Source organism: Sphingobacterium sp. HSC-15S19, assembly GCF_050433745.1.
GTDB classification, from domain to species: Bacteria; Bacteroidota; Bacteroidia; order Sphingobacteriales; family Sphingobacteriaceae; genus Sphingobacterium; species Sphingobacterium siyangense.
The window spans coordinates 1-17,225 of sequence record NZ_JBNPWQ010000061.1; the positions used below are offsets into that span (position 1 = coordinate 1).

The 17,225-nt window shown below is 35.1% G+C and carries 10 protein-coding genes and 2 pseudogenes; 3 read left to right on the forward strand and 9 right to left on the reverse strand.

Features of this window, described 5'->3' with window-relative positions:
• Nucleotides 1–199 precede the first annotated feature (199 nt).
• Nucleotides 200–1,258 (forward strand): annotated as a pseudogene (locus L1283_RS27410) (IS3 family transposase).
• 432 nt (nucleotides 1,259–1,690) lie between these two features.
• Here the strand turns inward: L1283_RS27410 and L1283_RS27415 are convergent.
• From L1283_RS27415 to L1283_RS27455, 9 genes are all read right to left on the reverse strand, one after another.
• Nucleotides 1,691–2,320, reverse strand: coding sequence for a hypothetical protein (locus L1283_RS27415; RefSeq protein ID WP_286848487.1), 630 nt, complete (start codon nucleotides 2,318–2,320; stop codon nucleotides 1,691–1,693).
• Between the two features lie 17 nt (nucleotides 2,321–2,337).
• A complete protein-coding gene (locus L1283_RS27420; protein ID WP_429626744.1) occupies nucleotides 2,338–4,500 on the reverse strand; it encodes a DEAD/DEAH box helicase in 2,163 nt (720 codons plus the stop codon).
• Between the two features lies 1 nt (nucleotide 4,501).
• On the reverse strand, nucleotides 4,502–5,815 hold the full coding sequence (locus L1283_RS27425) for an ATP-binding protein (protein WP_286848485.1): 1,314 nt from the start codon (nucleotides 5,813–5,815) through the stop codon (nucleotides 4,502–4,504).
• Complete coding sequence (locus tag L1283_RS27430; protein ID WP_429626745.1) at nucleotides 5,812–8,094, reverse strand: tellurite resistance TerB C-terminal domain-containing protein; 2,283 nt, start codon at nucleotides 8,092–8,094, stop codon at nucleotides 5,812–5,814. Before L1283_RS27430 ends, L1283_RS27425 begins: the two co-directional genes overlap by 4 nt.
• A gap of 197 nt (nucleotides 8,095–8,291) precedes the next feature.
• Nucleotides 8,292–10,109, reverse strand: a complete 1,818-nt coding sequence (locus L1283_RS27435) for a DNA translocase FtsK (RefSeq protein ID WP_429626746.1) — start codon at nucleotides 10,107–10,109, stop codon at nucleotides 8,292–8,294.
• A 370-nt stretch (nucleotides 10,110–10,479) separates the two neighbouring features.
• Nucleotides 10,480–11,073 (reverse strand): hypothetical protein, encoded by a 594-nt coding sequence (locus L1283_RS27440; RefSeq protein ID WP_429626747.1) that lies wholly within the window; start codon nucleotides 11,071–11,073, stop codon nucleotides 10,480–10,482.
• Nucleotides 11,074–11,191: 118 nt separating this feature from the next.
• Nucleotides 11,192–12,307 (reverse strand): AAA family ATPase, encoded by a 1,116-nt coding sequence (locus tag L1283_RS27445; RefSeq protein ID WP_291096463.1) that lies wholly within the window; start codon nucleotides 12,305–12,307, stop codon nucleotides 11,192–11,194.
• Between the two features lie 155 nt (nucleotides 12,308–12,462).
• On the reverse strand, nucleotides 12,463–13,344 hold the full coding sequence (locus tag L1283_RS27450) for a hypothetical protein (protein ID WP_291096461.1): 882 nt from the start codon (nucleotides 13,342–13,344) through the stop codon (nucleotides 12,463–12,465).
• A 10-nt stretch (nucleotides 13,345–13,354) separates the two neighbouring features.
• Nucleotides 13,355–14,620, reverse strand: coding sequence for a hypothetical protein (locus tag L1283_RS27455; RefSeq protein ID WP_429626748.1), 1,266 nt, complete (start codon nucleotides 14,618–14,620; stop codon nucleotides 13,355–13,357).
• Between the two features lie 458 nt (nucleotides 14,621–15,078).
• Between L1283_RS27455 and L1283_RS27460 the strand changes: the two genes are divergently transcribed.
• Together L1283_RS27460 and L1283_RS27465 are read left to right on the forward strand one after the other, a co-directional pair.
• Nucleotides 15,079–16,746, forward strand: coding sequence for a PIN-like domain-containing protein (locus L1283_RS27460; protein ID WP_286849294.1), 1,668 nt, complete (start codon nucleotides 15,079–15,081; stop codon nucleotides 16,744–16,746).
• 60 nt (nucleotides 16,747–16,806) lie between these two features.
• Nucleotides 16,807–17,067: pseudogene (locus L1283_RS27465) on the forward strand (transposase); the annotation flags it as partial.
• Between the last annotated feature and the right edge of the window lie 158 nt (nucleotides 17,068–17,225).

Here is a 17,225-nt window from a genome sequence, read left to right on the forward strand (position 1 = left end):
TTATCATGGTGGTGTGTTATAATTTTGCAATTTAAATATAGCAACTTTGCTATATCCAAACGCCGCCACTTTTTAAACGTTTAGGACGCAAGTGAGTGTAAATATTTTTAATGTCATATGACCTCTTCCCATAAAACAGTACATTTTAAAAGTAGAGAATTCGGGTGTGAATTACTAATTTTAAATAGGAGGAAAAACGATGAATATATCAAAGTTTACCCAGGCACAGATCGCCTTCGGGCTACGTCAGTCCGAGACCGGTACCCGTGTGGAATAGACATGTCGGCAAATGGGAGTCTCCCAGGCAACATTTTTCAATTGAAAGAGAAAATACGGCGGTCTGGGCATTCCAGAGTTGCGCAAATTGCGGCAGCTGGAAGAGGAGAACGCCCAGCTAAAAAAGGTGGTCGCTGATTTAAGTTTGGACAAACAGATGCTACAGGATATGATGAAAAAAAGTTGTGAAACCGGCTTACAAAAAAGAAATGGCCTATTGGATGGTTAGCAATTATCGGATATCAACCCAACGGGCCTGTCGATGTGTATGCCTTGCCAGGTCGATGTACTATTATATCCATTACCGACATCGGCAAGATAGTTTGCTAAAAATGCGGATGAATGAAATAGCCCACTCACGTATCCGTTATGGCTTCGGACGTATATTTGTTCTGCTTCGACGGGAAGGTTTTACCGATAACCATAAACGTGTTTACTGTATTTATAAGGCTTGCGGACTAAACCTACGTGCCAAGCGGCCAAAACGACGCCGTAGTGCTGCTCATCGGTTAGACCGACTGCAACTACAGCTATAAACCGGGTATGGAGCATGGATTTCTTACAGGATGCGTTGTTTAACGGCGAACGTTTTCGCATCTTAGCTATAGTGGATAATTGTAGTAAAATCTGCCACGGACTACTGGTGGGAAAGTCTTTAAAAGGTGCCGATGTAGTAAATGAACTGACCAAAGCCTGCCTGATGGAAGGATGTTTCCCTGAAAGAATTCAGTGTGATAATGGCAGTGAGTTTATATCAAAAGATGTAGATAGGTGGGCTTACGAAAATCAGGCAAGACTGGATTTCTCCAGACCCGGAAAACCTACTTACAACCTATATGTTGAGTCTTTCAATGGCAAATTCAGAGACGAATGTTTGTCATTAAATTGGTTTCTGTCACTTGAAGATGCAAGGCACAAGATTGAGAATTTCAGGTGGGAATACAATTATTACAAGACAAGACATTACGCCAACGCACGATAATTTTGATAACAACGAAACTTGGTATTCGATTCAATCAATTCTTGTTGCAGCAGGAAATGTTTCCAAAATTCTATGGCCAAGTCAAAAATACAAAATTCGTGGACAAAAGCTTAGAGAATTGCTAGGAGTTGAGAATAATAATCCTCTTTCTAGCAGGAAATTCCGTAATCATTTCGACATTATGATGAACGTATTAAAGAATAGTTTGAAAATAGTTCACAGGGTTCATATATCGATTTGGCGATGAATCCATCTTTAAGGAATCATCATTTCGGTATGCCCGCTTTAAATACTCTTAGAGGGTACAATTCATTTAATAATTCAGTCGTATTCTGTAGTGAAACTCTTTATTTAGACGAAATTTTGAGCGCGCTTGACACTCTCTTTAAAACATGTAAGTCATTCTAATTTTGATACGTTGAATTTACCGATCTACCTAAAATACTTTATCTCTATAAGTCGTCTATGCTCTGGGAATCGCCCTTCACGTCTCCATCTTGCAAGACCAATATTATCAAAAACGATATCGTTGTCTTTATTATATACCCAATCGAAATTCAATTGATCCAAAATAGGTAAGTTTCGATTGTGAATAATAGATGGTCGTTCTTTTCGGTTATTTTTAGAAAATTCAGCACCATTATTTAACAACTCGTCGATTTGAGCAATTACTAGATTGCAATTATCATAAAATTCCATTATGCCTTCGTAGGTATCAATTTGAGGTATATCAACTTTTTCTAGGGTCTTTATATTCTTTATGATTTCAATACTCGGAATCTCGGACTTATAAAAATTACATCCTCGAACTAATTTGCTTAGAGCCGATATATTATAAATGGCTCCGTTGAAGTCGTTAATTATATCATCTAAAATCAAGGCCTCAATGCCAGATTTTATGCTTAACGCTAAATGTTTGCTGTTTGTGCAGACTGCAAAACTTTTATTATACTTTGCGTTACAATAATAATCAAATTTTACACTTTTAAGGTCTTTGATTTTTAAAGCTATAGTCGAGCTATCAGTATCAATCTCTACAAGAATAACGTGCGAAATAATCATAACAGTCAAGCTTTAATTTATGCGTCTAAAGCAAAGTTTGCGATATCGACATCATCAGTATTAGCATACATCCATCGAACAGAATTTATAAATTTCAATGCCCCATCGAAGTCATATCTTCGACTTTTTAAAAGCTCTATCTGTTTATCTTTTGGAAGTAGTATAGCCCATTTTGCAAAACTTAATATAGCAGGATTGGTATCAATCCGAAATGCTAAATGTTGATCCAAATCCTGAAATACGGCAAGCAGCTTTGGTGCAGACCATTCAAATCCTTGCTCTTTATCTATTTCAATAGATGCTGATGCGTCTTGATGCCGGAATTCTAAGCCTGCAGCTGATAAAATAAATTTTAAGGTATCAAATATCTTTGACCCCTGGAAGGTATAAAATTTATAGGAATTTTCTCCGACAAACAGCGGACGGTCATCTTCCAAACTCTCAATGAGAATATCTTTAAACACCTGCCGCATATCATCCAATACCGCACAGCATTGCTCATCAAGCTCAGGATGTATGGATGAAGTCATCAGCAATTCGAGCATTTTTTGCCTCACTAATGGATGTGTATTGCCGGGCTCACCACCAAAGATCGGAGGCTTGCCATCGTTCGTAGGTTTTACAAATATTTTCCTGCTTCTAAAGTCTATATCAACCACTTTCCAGATCTTTGCGGCCAACAAAATGTTGTCTTCGATCATGATCGGAGAGGAGGAGGGTAGATCTCCAATAGATTTGCCATCATGTAGTACTTTAAAATGTATTTCAGTTGCAAATACAGAATAGAAATCTCGCGAATTGACAATTCGCTCGCCTTCGAGTCCTATGATGACCTCTTTACCTAACTGTTCGAGCATATCGGTTTCGATCAGATGGCTTAAAATATCATCAAACTCTTCGGACGTAATATCCTTAAATGCAAAGTTTTGCTCGAGCTCGGTTTTTAAAATCGATATGGGTAAGCCGCTATATTGCTTGACTACTGCCAATAGTTGATGTGCAAATAAATCAAAGGGTTTTAAAGCTACGAATGGCGGTTCGATGAATTCCTGTTTATAAAGTTCCCAGCAGGCTAATGATTGTAACAGGCTCCATTTTCCAGTTGCATATAACAACAAAGAACTTGCTTGTCCATCCTTCCGCCCACTTCTACCTACTCGCTGTATAAGGGAGGCAATAGAATGCGTAGCATCGATCTGAACTACTTTTTCTACGCTACCAATATCGATACCAAGCTCTAGCGTTGAGGTACAGGAAATCACAAATGGGTGATATTTATTTGTTTTGGCAAAATGTTCAATCCATTCCCTAAGCTCACGATCGACTGATGAATGATGAGAGTAATATGACGTATGTCCATTTACTTTTTCAGCAATCCTTTTTAGTTTGACGGCTACTTCTTCGGCCCGTCCACGGCTATTTGGAAATACCAAAACTTTACTGTTGTAGGTTTCTTTGTAAAGATCTTTTAGCAATTCCAAAGATAGTTGATTTGCCCCGCTCTCAAAATAACGGAAAGACGTAACCATGCTTTTAGCGGTCCGGTCCCGTAGTACAACCGTAGCATCTGGCCGACCGGTCATACGTTTGGCTTCTTCGAAATCGCCCAAAGTCGCTGATAAACCGACGATAGCAGGTGTCACCTTAGCGGACTTTTGAATTCGGTGCAATATCGATTTCAACTGAATCCCTCTGTCTGTACCTATAAACGAATGAATCTCATCAATAACTATGTATTTCAGATCGTTAAATAATATGCTAACGTTTTGAGGTTTATTGACTAACATCGCTTCTAAAGACTCTGGAGTAATCAATACGACACCGTTCGGCTCTTTAATCAGATGCTCTTTCGCCGTTCGATTCGCTTCGCCGTGCCATTTTGTTACCTTAATATCTAGATAACTACACAGATCCTCTACACGCACAAATTGATCGTTGATCAATGCGATCAACGGAGAAATGTAAAGGACTTGAACGCTCTTGCTCCGCGCACTTATTTTAGATAGGATAGGGAGGAAGGCTGCCTCCGTTTTACCAGAGGCCGTTCTACTTGCCAATATGACATTGCTATCGCTTTTCATGATTTTTTCGATAGCAGCAGCTTGTATTGGTCTAAGACTTTCCCAACGCTTATCTTTTACATAACGTCTAATCGGTTCAGAGAGCAGTTCAAATGCCATATTATAGTTCTTCTATACTGTCTAATAATACATCAACTGGGCGTTCATCTTTGATCTGAATATCGCTGAACAGCGCGGCTTTATCCAGTTGCGGATTTTGACGTAGGATACTCAAAATATTCAGGAAATCACGTATTACTTCCCTCGGCGTTAAAAACTCACTTGCACCAGGTTTGTTATATATTTCCTCCATAAAATTTTGGATCTCGTTATCGGAAATATCAATTTCCAATTTATAATGAAATTCAAAAACTTCTTTGAGTTTTTTAAGCAATACAAATATCTCGTTATGATCGATGGGCATTAATCGGATCACAGGCTGTGCGAAATCACGAATTTGAAGGGTCTCAAACTTATTTGTTTCTAACCTTGATTTCAATGCTTGGTAGCTAAATAAACCACGACGTTCATTCTCCAAAAATTCACGTGTGCCTGCTATATTGATAAACAAGTTACTTACTTTACCTTGGAAACAATCGTTATAAATCGTCAGGATTTTTTCGTAGTTCTTTTCACGCATCGTCGATGTCGAGATCTTATAAAGATTGATGGCTTCATCGAGATTGAGCATAAAACCACTGTAACCCATACTGACAAATAGTGCTGTGAAATTTTTGAGCATGTCGTAGAAGTTCAAATCGTTAATCACTTCACGGACCCCAAGGTCTTGTCGAGCCTCAGTCTTCGTTTTATATTGGCCTTTTAACCATCTTAATGCATTTCTTTTCAGTAGCTCGTCATCATTGATATATCCTTCGTAATATTTCATGATTACACTCGCAAAGTCAAATCCACCAACATCAGTCAGTTCATTGATTGACTGCATAATTTTGTTTTTTACGAGGTTCAAATACTGTTCTTCCCGTATTTGGACAAGAGAGAGGTTATTTTCCACTGCCGTAGTAGCGACCACCTGTTCAATCCATTTTTCCAGTAGCGTTGCTAAAGCGCCACCTTCTGGTTTTGTTTGTATGGCAATATTATCCATGATAGCTGTATAAAGCACGAGCGCTTTCCCATCATTTGAATATAGGCGATTATCCGGTGTGAAGTCTGCTGTTGACACCACAAACTTCTGTTTCAATGCTACCGTATTGAGCAGGTGGAGCATAAAGGATTTTCCTGATCCAAAGTCACCTATCCAGAATTTAACCATGCTATGGCCATTTTTTACATCGTCTAGTGCTTTGATGAATGCATCCACTTCATCCGAACGTCCTACTGTAATATGTTGTACCCCGATTCTTGGCACTACACCGCTAAGTAATGAATTAATAATAGCGGTGGCTTCTTTAGGTTTTACTGCTAGTTTCATGCTTTAATAATCATTTTATAATAATCCTCATTCATGTCCAAATATTCTTCGTCACGCTCTTCGATCAGCGTATCATCTAAAATTTCATAACAGATTTCGTTAATATCGTTGATCATAGGGCCAGACCTTAACCCTCTCGTTTTACAAAAATTCGCTAGGTATTCTTGAGTCAGTTCAAAACTATTTGCTGTAAATAAACCGATCAATTCGCGTTGATCTAATGAGAGATCAATCTCGTCAACAAATAAGTTGTCGGGATCAGATTCAATCTCGGTAGATTCTACTTCCGTCTTCGAGCTTTCAACTTCGCTGCTATTTACAACTGGTACATTCTCTACGACTTCTTCCTCATCTTGAAGATAGTTGTTTAGGAGCTCAACGGTATTTTTATCCTGTTCCTGAACTGTTTTGATTGCTTCGATATTCAATTCTATTTTTCTTCGGATTGGAGCATATATAGAATCTACCTTTTCAATTGCTGTACCGAGATTGCGATCTTCTTTTAATTGTTGTATAATCTCGTTAAAAGCCTGTTCGTGGTGATCATTTTTAAAAAGTGCCTTGTGAATTGTTTTTGTGAGCTGTTTGTCGTCAATTTTATCAGATTGGAGATCAGCGTACAGGTAATGCAAGTAAAGCCTTATGGCTTCATTTTTATCTATGGTATATGCTATTTTACACGCTTCATAGTAAATGTTTTCCGCAGAAGGGTTTAGTTGATTCTGCTCAAAAAGCGTATGGATTTTCTGTCCAAACTCGACTATATTTTCTTGGTTTACATCATGCTTTAAAATATCAAATTTGGATTTCCAACGCGTTGTATTCATCCTATTTAATTCGATCTCAGTCGCTAGATCTGGATCTTTGATGGAGGACTTTAGGCCTTCCAAAATCGTATTCACAGCAGAGCCTACTCGATCCTCGAAAATATCGCTTAGACCAGTAAAAGTTTGAGCAAATTCACCAGATACTTTTCGTTTATGTCCCCAATTTTCCCTTACTAAAATCTCGGCTCTTTTGAATATTGTGTAATACACTTGCTGCGAGATTATGTCATTTACATATTTTTGATTATAATAACTATCAAACATCCAAGCACCTTCCTTCGTTACTCTTGAGATTTTGCGCGCACTTTCAACAAGGTTTTCGATTTCCTTTTTCAGGTTAGAATCTTTTTTTGTGAGGTTAGCTCTTAATTTTTTTTCACAACTGAGAAAGAGGGTAATCGTCTCTATACAGCATCCCTCAACTTCTAGAAAAACATTATTTACTCCATTTAGCTTATTGATTAGACTCACTTGAGCTTTTGAGAGTCCCATTTTATCTTTATAACGCTTGCCGAGTAAATAGTCGTCATAGTTATAATTATTCTCAAACCCTTCCGAATAGCTGTGTTGGATTGGTTGTGCGCTTGGCCTTTCCTCTGGAACTGCAAAAAGATTAGAACTATCCAATTTTGCTAATACTTCTTCGATATTTAAAGAAGGTTCAAAATAGGTAATTGTGCTAGTATCTATATTATAGGTTTGAGTTGATATAATTTCTTCCTGATGACCCGTAACGTCAATAATATCATTGGGTGTTTCGTCCGATATATTTTTCGCATTTAAAGAATCCAATATAGACGTAATCTCACGTTGTTGCTCTTTTTCAGCTTTACTATCTTCTATTTGAATGGGAGTTTCTACTTTGGAAGGTTTATCATCAGCGGTTTCCTCGTCGCTTTTTATTGCTTGTGGTTTAGGTAATGGTTGGATTGTTGATATCACGTTATTCATAACAACATTCTTGTTATCTTGTAAGATTGCAGTAGCGGACTTCTCTTCACTAAATCTAGGAATGGGAGGTGCTGGCGATGATACAGGCAGTTTTTGAATCGTATCAATCACTATCCTATAGGCTTTACATACATTCTCGCTATTGTATTGACGATTTCTTAATAGCCTTAAAGTAAGGTTGTAAAGCAGTTGAGATCCATCTCTATGATTAAAATGGATTTTAAGATCATAGTTTTCCTTGATGGAAAGTTTACGTAAAGCAAGGGCAGCAATTTCAAAAAAGTTTGGTGGCCACAATTCATACTTACCATGGTGCTTGATTAAATATTTACGCCAACCCTCACTATAGTAGAAGTTTGCGTTCTTCATTTCCGCTGCAGTTGGCTGCTCTTGAGGCTTTGGCGGAGCATAATATTGCTGCTGTTGATTCTTTTTATTTTTTTTACTTGAGGCAGCTATAGCAATCACAATAAAAATCAAAATTATAAAAAAGGTTCCCATTAACTTTTTATACCGAATGTCTGAAATTATACTGGCAATGAGGTTTTTAAACTATGTCAGTAAGGTTAATAATCCTATTTTCTAATTTATCAATGTTTTTCTATAAAAGCAATGTTTACGCATTATTAACACATAATTTGTTGTAACAAAAATAGCGTCTTATAATTGGTAATATTTACGGTTTACCGTAACAGAGTTTACTGTTTGCCCATCCAATAGAAAAAAGCAAGTATAACAACTACAATAAGGAGGAATACGAATACTTTACCCTTATTTTTTTTAGAAACAATTGGTTTATTCTTAGGGTAAATGGGCTCGCGCTTTAAATCGTCAATTTTGTTCATAGACAATTCAGGTTCGATGGGTGTATTTAAAATCTTTTTTGAATTATTGTATAAACTTGGAGGAGTATATTCTAAGTTATTATGTGTCGCAAGTTTTTCTAAGTATTGTTCCAGCGCATATTCGTCTGGAAATAAAACTTCTCTCGGTTTACTTCCTTCAAATGGACCAATTATTCCTGCAGCTTCTAGCTGGTCTATTATGCGACCAGAACGGTTGTATCCAAGCTTTAATTTACGTTGTATTAATGATGTAGATCCTTGCTGGTACATCACAATCAATCGAGCAGCTTCTTCAAAGAATTGATCCTTATCTTTTGGATCAAATACCACCGGTATATTTTCGGCAAAGCGATATTCAGGTAGGAGGTAAGGAGAAGGATACCCGCGCTGGCTTCCAATGTACTCACAGATTGATGATAAGTATAGGTAATCCAAATAAGGTTGATGGCCTTTCATGAGTTTTTCACCACGTTCGTAGACTAACTGTCCCGAGGACGTTAGTTTTTCCGCACCGATACGGTCCAATATCTTTTTAGATTCATTTTGGGACATGAGTTTCATACCAATTCTGAAACTAAAGTTAGCGCGCAACTGTGGCGAAATATTTCTAGCCATTATTTGGCTTGTTACAGCCAATAGATAGATTCCTGTATACAAGTTTTTTTGCGTCAATACGATCAAAGACCTTATTGTGTCATCTTCTAAGAATGTTTGCAGGTCGTCCATTATTAATACGATGTCAGGCAGATAACGATGACCTAGTAATGGGTCGAGTGTTCTATGGACAAATTTATTATTATAATCTGTAATTGATTTTACACCTGCTTTTTGAAATAACTCTTGTCTTTGCTCACATTCAATGAGTAATGCATTAATTGTTGAAAGAGCCTTATTGTGATCGATAACAGGAGATTGATCACCGGGTAATGCAGCTATAAAATGTTTTTCAAGTTTGGCAAAAGCAGTGTAGTCAATTGGTTTGCTTTTACATATGACCAGTTTCAACTGTGCTGGATGGAATTTATACAACCACATTACCAATTGATTGTAGATAAACTGCGTTTTACCAGAAGCAATCGTACCAGCTAATAGCAGATTTGGGTGCTCATATAGTTCCTGAAAAGTAAGATTTTCTTCGTCATTTAATAATAGCGGAAGTTCATATTGAGCAGCCTGTTTATTAATTTTTTCAATTAAAGGGTGTAATTGGGGCGGGAAAAGATCTAAACTCGGATATTGGTATCCTGATAAATCCAACTTTTCGTCATATACTCCAAACTTTTCAACAAGATTGATCGAATCAGTGATTTTTGGAGGTTCTTGGTAGTGTTTGATAATTGCTCCAATGAGTTGTTCGAGATTTTTTTCTTGATATTGTGTTTCAGCGAGATCAAAAAATTCTAATAGGGAAGCGGCCGATTCTTTCCGCCAGGCATCTTCATCAGAAAGACTAGTAACCTTATTTAATATAACGTCTTTGGTAATTGGTGTCCCAAAATAATTCTGTAACTCTTGTACGAATTCATTTATGTTAGTTTGATTTTGTGTTGGCCAGTCATTCATAGCAGCTGCAAACAACACTCCCATGTTTTTTAGCGGGTGATCATTATAATTATTATTAACTAGATCAATGAGTTGTTGTATATTTTCAATATTTATTTCGTTTGCCATGGATGTGGGTTAATATTGTATTATCGTTATAAAACTGAAATGAACTTTTTATTTGTTTTCCTTCTATTTAAAATTAGTAATTCATTATGAATTATCTACTTTTAAAAGCTAGTTTTTTGAAAAGAGGTCAACTGTAAAGCTATAGACGTATAAGACCACTGCTGATTTATGTTAAAATGATGGTAAAGCTGGTAGTTCTACCATCATTTTAACATAAAATTATTGAAAGAATCTATATGGATAATGGTAATTAGTATCAATCAGGTAGACCTTCAATAAGGTTTCCGTAAGATTTTATCGATTCACTGGGATTACAGATTGATAATTTTAGTGGAAGCTAATTATGAATAGTAAATTAATTTTTAAGAAGTTATATTTTAATCTTCGCTAGGAAAGCTTCATTTCCAAAGTAATCGTGCAAAAATGAAGGGAATGCACTTAATACAGCAACAGTTTCATCAATGCTTATGTATTTTTCAAATTGGTTTTTAAATATTTCGTCCTGAAATATTAATCTTTTTGGTAACTCAAAATTATTTTCGACTATTAGATTCATTTTTGACAAATGCTGTGAGAAAAGCAATTTCCATAGTTCTAGGTCATAAATTTTTACATTTTGGAGTAGCGGTGTACAGTTACTATTAACTAGAACTTTGTAACGTATATTCTTTTTGCATTCAACTTTTAAAGTGGGGAAATCTTCCAATTTTGGAAAATGTTTTATTGCTTCCACCATTGGATAACTTAAGTAAAGCTTACCTTTTTCTGTCTCCTCGTTAAACAAGTTCAACATTTTTTGAACTTTTTCATCATCTGCAACCCTGTCATGCCCATCATAATCGAAAAACATATAAATTTCTGCAAAATCCGATCTATTCAAAGATGAAAGTTCATTGTTAATAGCCATTGCTTTTAACAATGCAAAAGTATCTAGATCCTCATCTTCCTCTATTCTTTTGTACAAGTTATATAGATTATTACAATATGCACATGTAATGACTGCATTTGCATCAAGAAAATGCTGCGAAAAGGAGTCGTAAATTTGATCCTCTACATTCTGACCTTCAAATACAAACAATATATTACTCGCCATCGAAAGTTCCTGCTTTATACATTTTTTCGATATTATGTGCTTCTCTTAATTCCTTAGAAGTAGATTTTGAGAGGGATCGAATACTGTGTTTGTTAATTAAAAAATAACAGTCTGGACGCAATAAATCATTTGTAATAATAGAAGTATTGTGTGTTGTTAATATAAATTGAACACCAGTTTTCTTTAATTCACGAACAATTACTGCTGATAAATCGTGGTGGTAAAAAGCATCAAACTCGTCTATAAATACAAGGGTTTTTTCTTTGTCTTTTATGCGTTGAAACCAATAATAAAATAATAATAATGACCGAGTACCTTGTGAGGCAATTTTTACAAAAGGGATTTCTACGCCATCGAAATCGAATCCTATCGTTTTCTTCTCGATTTCATCAATTTCCTTCAATTTACATTCAATTCCAGCATTATTTAAAAACTCCTCAAAATTTCGCAAATTGTTTTTTTCTATAATATCTTCTATTGCATTTGTTTTTGTAGCGATATTGCTGCCCATGTATTCATTCTTGGGCAAAGAACGAAAGAAAAGCATGCCTTCAATAAAACTGAAAAATCTCATGAATACTTTATTTTCCTCATTCTTATCCAGTTCGGTATTGTTTTTAACATACTTGATGATAGATAGGCCTGGATTGGTGATTTCAGTTTTAAGAGTTTCGGCCCCCTTAAAGTTAAACTGTGCTGTATTATTTTTTTCTCTGTCAATTCTCGCTAATTCTTTTCCATTAATGGAAAAGCTTTCTGTGAGAATTGTATAATAATCCAATTTTCGGTAGCTGTATTCTACTTTCGCACCTTCGATCAGGAATTCATATGAAAATTGGGCATATTTTTTTTTCGAATAGGCATTCAGATAAACTTCGTAGCCTGAGTCATTTTTCTTACCATCTGTCAGATGCTCTATAATGTCGAAAATGGCCAATCCAAGATTGGATTTACCTACACCATTATGACCGTAGACCAATGCGCTATTTACTATATCGTTTTTAATGGAATCTTTGTTAAAAGTATATCCATTTGTATCTGTAAGATCAAAAGTAACTTCCTCATTAAAACTTTTAAAATTGGAAACTTTAAATTTTGCAAGCATTGTTATAGATTTTGATCAAAAATACTAAATACTTTCTATATGCCGTAATTTTTTTACGGCATATAGAAAAGAAATGTTAAACCCTTCTTATAGGACTGGTTTCAGTATTGGGTTAGTCATTAATAATGAATAAACTGTTTTTACAAAAAAATACATTATTTTTCGCTAAGGCAGGTCTTATCTAAATATCCTGTCAGCTTGTCGAATGTGTATCTGAAATTGCCATTAATAAATTGTTGATTACCATTTTCATCCTCAAATTCTTGATATCTTTTATGGTTAATTTCTTTGAATTGATCAATATCAATGGGGTAGTTGTAATGACAGACACGTATCATGTGTAAATTTGATCCGCCATTTTCAGTTCTATGTAGTGGTACGAATTCATTTCCATAAGCTCCAGGAAGATTAGCCCATGCTTCACATTGGATATTAATTTCCTTTTTTGCCTGAAAATCATTTTCTGGCCAATATTTATAGGCTAGTTCTGCAATTCTATTAAAGACAGTTGGATTATTTATACTTAACTGCTGGGCATAAGGGAAAAGCCCATTGTCAAAATGAAAATCGGTAAGTAGCCCCCCAGTAAAGTAAAGGTAGGTGTCAATTTTTTCAGAGTAAAACATCCCATTATCTGAAATGTCTTTCATATTTAATACTTTTGACAGGAATTCAGTCGGAAAACTTTTGTTTTCAATGCCTGTGGTTAATTCATCATTAATTCTAATACGGTCGAATTCTTTGGCTACTGAGAAATCACCTATTGCATGTTTGATACTTTTTTGAGTAATAAATGTCGTTGTTGGGTGAGTCATGATAAAAACAGGATTTCGAGTAAACATTTCAAGTCCGACATAAAGTAGCTTTTCCTTATTTTCTTTTATTGTTGGGGAATACAATTGATCTGGATGATAACCCAATGCAATTGCTATGTTATTAATTGATACATCCCCTACATCTTTAAGATATTCCTTAAACTTGTTGTCTTCATAAATGAATACACCGCTAGATTCACGCTTTTTAAAAAAGAAGGACATATTAATAGTATTATTTTGCTATTTTATTGTTTAGACTACCCAATTTATGGTTGATAAAAGTGCTGACTTTGTTAATTTCTGTATTACTGAACCTAACTCCAAATAAACGTTCAAAGTGTTCAATCTGTGCTTCAATACCGTTACCTGACTGGAAGAGTTCCCAGATATTTGTCAATCCTTTATATCTGTTTATGATTCTTCTTTCCTTGAATTCACTATATCCTCTTGTGAGGAGATTTCCGCCAAGTTTGCCAAAATTCAGATCTTTAAGTGCGTCTAAGAAATTGTTCTCTTCAATTAACTTGTCTGCAGCTTTGTCTGTATTTACGCCCGAAGTCAAGTCTAATAGGCCATAGAAAATACGATGCCTTCGATCGGTATATTTTTTCATAAAAGTAATCCAAAACTCATTAAATTTTCTATGAGCAGCTTGTTGTTCCTTTAGTTTAGACGAGCCATGGATATCATTTTCAAGTTCAATAAATTTATCTCTCAACTCTTGGAAGTCAAATCGTAACTGTATTAATTTTTCTGGGATCTCAGAAATAGAAGAAACTTGGCTAAGCAGTATGTTAGTAAAAGGAGGAACAGGCAGATGTTTAAAGTTGAGATCATTTAATAAGCTTTCCAGATTCTCTTCATGTAATTTGGCTAGCCTTTCTAAAGATTGAATTGAATAAGGTGTTTTTATAAGTGAGGTAATTTGCTCTTCATAAAGATAGATAGGCAAACTTGTTTGAATACTTGAAAACCTTGAAACATTCAATAGATTCGAGACAAGTTCAGAAGAGTGTGTATGTACCTCAGAAACGATAAACTGTTCATCGGAAAGTTTGGCAGTTATTAACGGAATTTCAGTTATGGAATTACTGATTTCACTCTTTAAAAGATATTTTTTCGTAATATCTGTACCATATTTGAGGATGAATTCCTGTTGGGCTTCTTTCCTTGTTAGACCATCCGCATCCCCAATATAGATTACTTTTCCTTCCTTATCGATAACTCCATTCACAAATTTAAGTCCTCCAGCTTTTACCAGCATGTTCAAGATAGGTCTGCCATTCGGAAAGAGGGCCGGTGCCGTTAAGTTCAGATGGTTTAATTCATCTAAGGACGTATAGAAACTTGAGGATGCTATAAATGTTTCTACAAATGTATTTAAGCTAAAAAGAAATTCGAAATTTGGTTTTCCATATCCACCTAGACAATAATCCAATTCATCCAGTAGGTTGAGGCTAACATAGGCACTGTTAAAATTTATTTTATCTTCTGTCATTAATCGAAGGGTTAGAAGTATAAAGTTAAGCTTAAGTTCTGGAATAATTAATACTGTGGATAAATTTGTGTTGAAGGATTTATTAGATAAAACAGAATTAAATAGAGATTATTCGAAAGATTGTCGAATTTATAATTATGTAAACTATCTTTAAAGTAATAATATGAAGCCAGTTCTCTTGATGATATTGATTTCCTTAGCTCCAGTTTCCAAGAATCCGTCAAGTCCCGCCGGAGCTGAAAATTTTTTTCATGCCTAAAAACTGACAATTAAGAACCAAGACTTAAGTAAATCCTGAGTTGGTTGACAGTAAGTCGGTTAACCTGTAAATTGTCCATATATTTTGGAAATCAGTATTCTTTTATTGTTAAAATTATCTAAATAATATCTTCAAGAAAGAAATATTATTGTAATTTAGATTTATTGCTTAGAACCAAAGCATTTCCAAACGATATTTTATGAATTTAGATAACATTAAACTATTCAAAATAGATGATGATAAACAGGAACGACTATGGTCTAGTGCTGTTTTCGTTTTTGATACTTCTGCATTACTAGAATTCTATTATCTTCCAAAAAAGACGAGACAAAATATTTATGACCAGACGTTTGCACTTTTGAAAGAGCGGTTATGGACACCGGGCCATGTAGAGTTTGAATTTCTAAAGAATCAGGAAGAGACTATATCCAAAGCTTATAAAGATCAATATGAATCTATTGAAAAACTAATTGCAGATCTAAAACCGAATTTTGATCAGCATATCAATAAAAAAGTACACGAAATTTCGGAAAAAACTAAAAAGGATGATAAACATCCCCATTTAGATCAAGTGTATTTAAATGAAATTAAAACCAAAATTGAAAATTTTAGTAAAGACATAGAAGAGTTTAAAAATAAAATTACGCTACAAGTTAATGCTTCTCAAACGGAGATTTTAAGTACCAATACTGAAGACGATGTTCTTGAAGCCATAAATACCTATTTTTTGATTGGAAGCAACTATTCTTTTGAACAAATTATAGAGATAACTAAAGAAGGAAAACATCGGTACGAGTATAGAATTCCACCAGGATACGGAGACTTTTACAATAAGGAAAAAAAAGGAACCCAAATTTTCGGTGATTTGATCATTTGGAAGCAGATATTGGATTATGCCAAAGATAAAAGATTGCCTATTATTTTTATTACAAATGATAATACAAAGGATGAAGACTGGTGCTATTTTGAAAAAGATAAAAATGAAAATCGGATTAAAGCTCCTCGCGAAGAATTAATAAAAGAAATGTATGACCATGCCGGTACTGAATTTTGGATGTATAATTTACCTCAGTTTTTATACAATTCTAGAAAGTATCTAAAGTCAAAAATTCCGGAACAAGCTATTCAATTTATTTCCCAACGTGCTAATACAAATAGTAATAAGGGAAACTATCTAAAAATTGAATGTGAACAATGTGGTGAAATTCATAGCTTTCACAAATCTGGGTTTGATTTAGAATTCAAAGTAGGGGAAAGTTATGAAAGACAGATGGGATCTGAAATTCATTATCAGGAACTTGAGGATTTTGATTGCGAATGCGGTAATGTTATTGAAATAACTTTTAACCTTTGGGAATATCCTATTGGTTCTCATAACAGCGATGATATTGAGATTGAAGGAGGTGAACTATTGGAAAGCTTCCATTTTACTAAAGATTTTTATGAAAAAGATTATTTAAATCAATTTAAATTATGTGAAGTGTGTGATGGTAATAGGGAAAGTGTGGGAAATTATATCCATAATTGGCGTAAGCATAGATTAACGAATGAATTTCCACCTGAACATGAAAATAGTATACATAAAGGTATAATTGTGGGAACTTGTGAGTGGTGTAATACATTGCATACTTATTGTCCGCTGTGTAATGCCTTAAATTATTATTCAGATGCGGAATTGGACGAAAATAAAGAATGTGCAGGGGGATGTGGTTTAGTTTTTAAATTTGAATCAGATAATGCACATGGTGAGCTTTCATCTTATACCTTAAAATTAGTAGATACACGCCGCGCAAATTGTAGCATTTGCGATAAAGAATTTATTGATAAAAGTAACATTGAAATATGCCCAGAATGTGAGGAGGTGTAAGTGTCCCAAAAACTCCAACAGCTTAAAACTGGACATAAATGTTTAGATTTAAGTAATAAGATGAAAAAGACATGTTTTACAGAAAGCCAGATTGTGCGAGCACTCAAAGAGGGCGAAGAAGGCAGAAAGACCGAAGACATTTGCCGTGAGCTGGAAATTAGCAAGGCCACATTTTATAATTGGAAGAGTCGTTACGGAGGTATGGAAGCCTCAGATGTCAAACGCCTAAAGGAACTTGAAGAAGAAAATGCACGCTTGAAAAAGATGTTTGCCGAACTGAGTATGAACCATGATATTCTAAAAGAAGTCATCACAAAAAAAGGTTGGGGCTCCGGCAGCAAAAACAGTTAACTCAGGAGATTGTCCTAGATCACGGTTTGAGTGTGGATATAATGTTGAAGTTGACCCCTCCGCTGGACATACTGACCCCTCTAACAAGGCTTTTTTCAGTCCAACTGATGACCTGACAATATTACTTC

What these genes read in the sequence shown, in the direction of transcription:
- L1283_RS27415 (WP_286848487.1), bottom strand. Translation starts at nt 2,320, where the DNA reads ATGATTATTTCGCACGTTATTCTTGTAGAGATTGATACTGATAGCTCG.
- L1283_RS27420 (WP_429626744.1), bottom strand. Translation starts at nt 4,500, where the DNA reads ATGGCATTTGAACTGCTCTCTGAACCGATTAGACGTTATGTAAAAGAT.
- L1283_RS27425 (WP_286848485.1), bottom strand. Translation starts at nt 5,815, where the DNA reads ATGAAACTAGCAGTAAAACCTAAAGAAGCCACCGCTATTATTAATTCA.
- L1283_RS27430 (WP_429626745.1), bottom strand. Translation starts at nt 8,094, where the DNA reads ATGGGAACCTTTTTTATAATTTTGATTTTTATTGTGATTGCTATAGCT.
- L1283_RS27435 (WP_429626746.1), bottom strand. Translation starts at nt 10,109, where the DNA reads ATGGCAAACGAAATAAATATTGAAAATATACAACAACTCATTGATCTA.
- L1283_RS27445 (WP_291096463.1), bottom strand. Translation starts at nt 12,307, where the DNA reads ATGCTTGCAAAATTTAAAGTTTCCAATTTTAAAAGTTTTAATGAGGAA.
- L1283_RS27450 (WP_291096461.1), bottom strand. Translation starts at nt 13,344, where the DNA reads ATGTCCTTCTTTTTTAAAAAGCGTGAATCTAGCGGTGTATTCATTTAT.
- L1283_RS27455 (WP_429626748.1), bottom strand. Translation starts at nt 14,620, where the DNA reads ATGACAGAAGATAAAATAAATTTTAACAGTGCCTATGTTAGCCTCAAC.
- L1283_RS27460 (WP_286849294.1), top strand. Translation starts at nt 15,079, where the DNA reads ATGAATTTAGATAACATTAAACTATTCAAAATAGATGATGATAAACAG.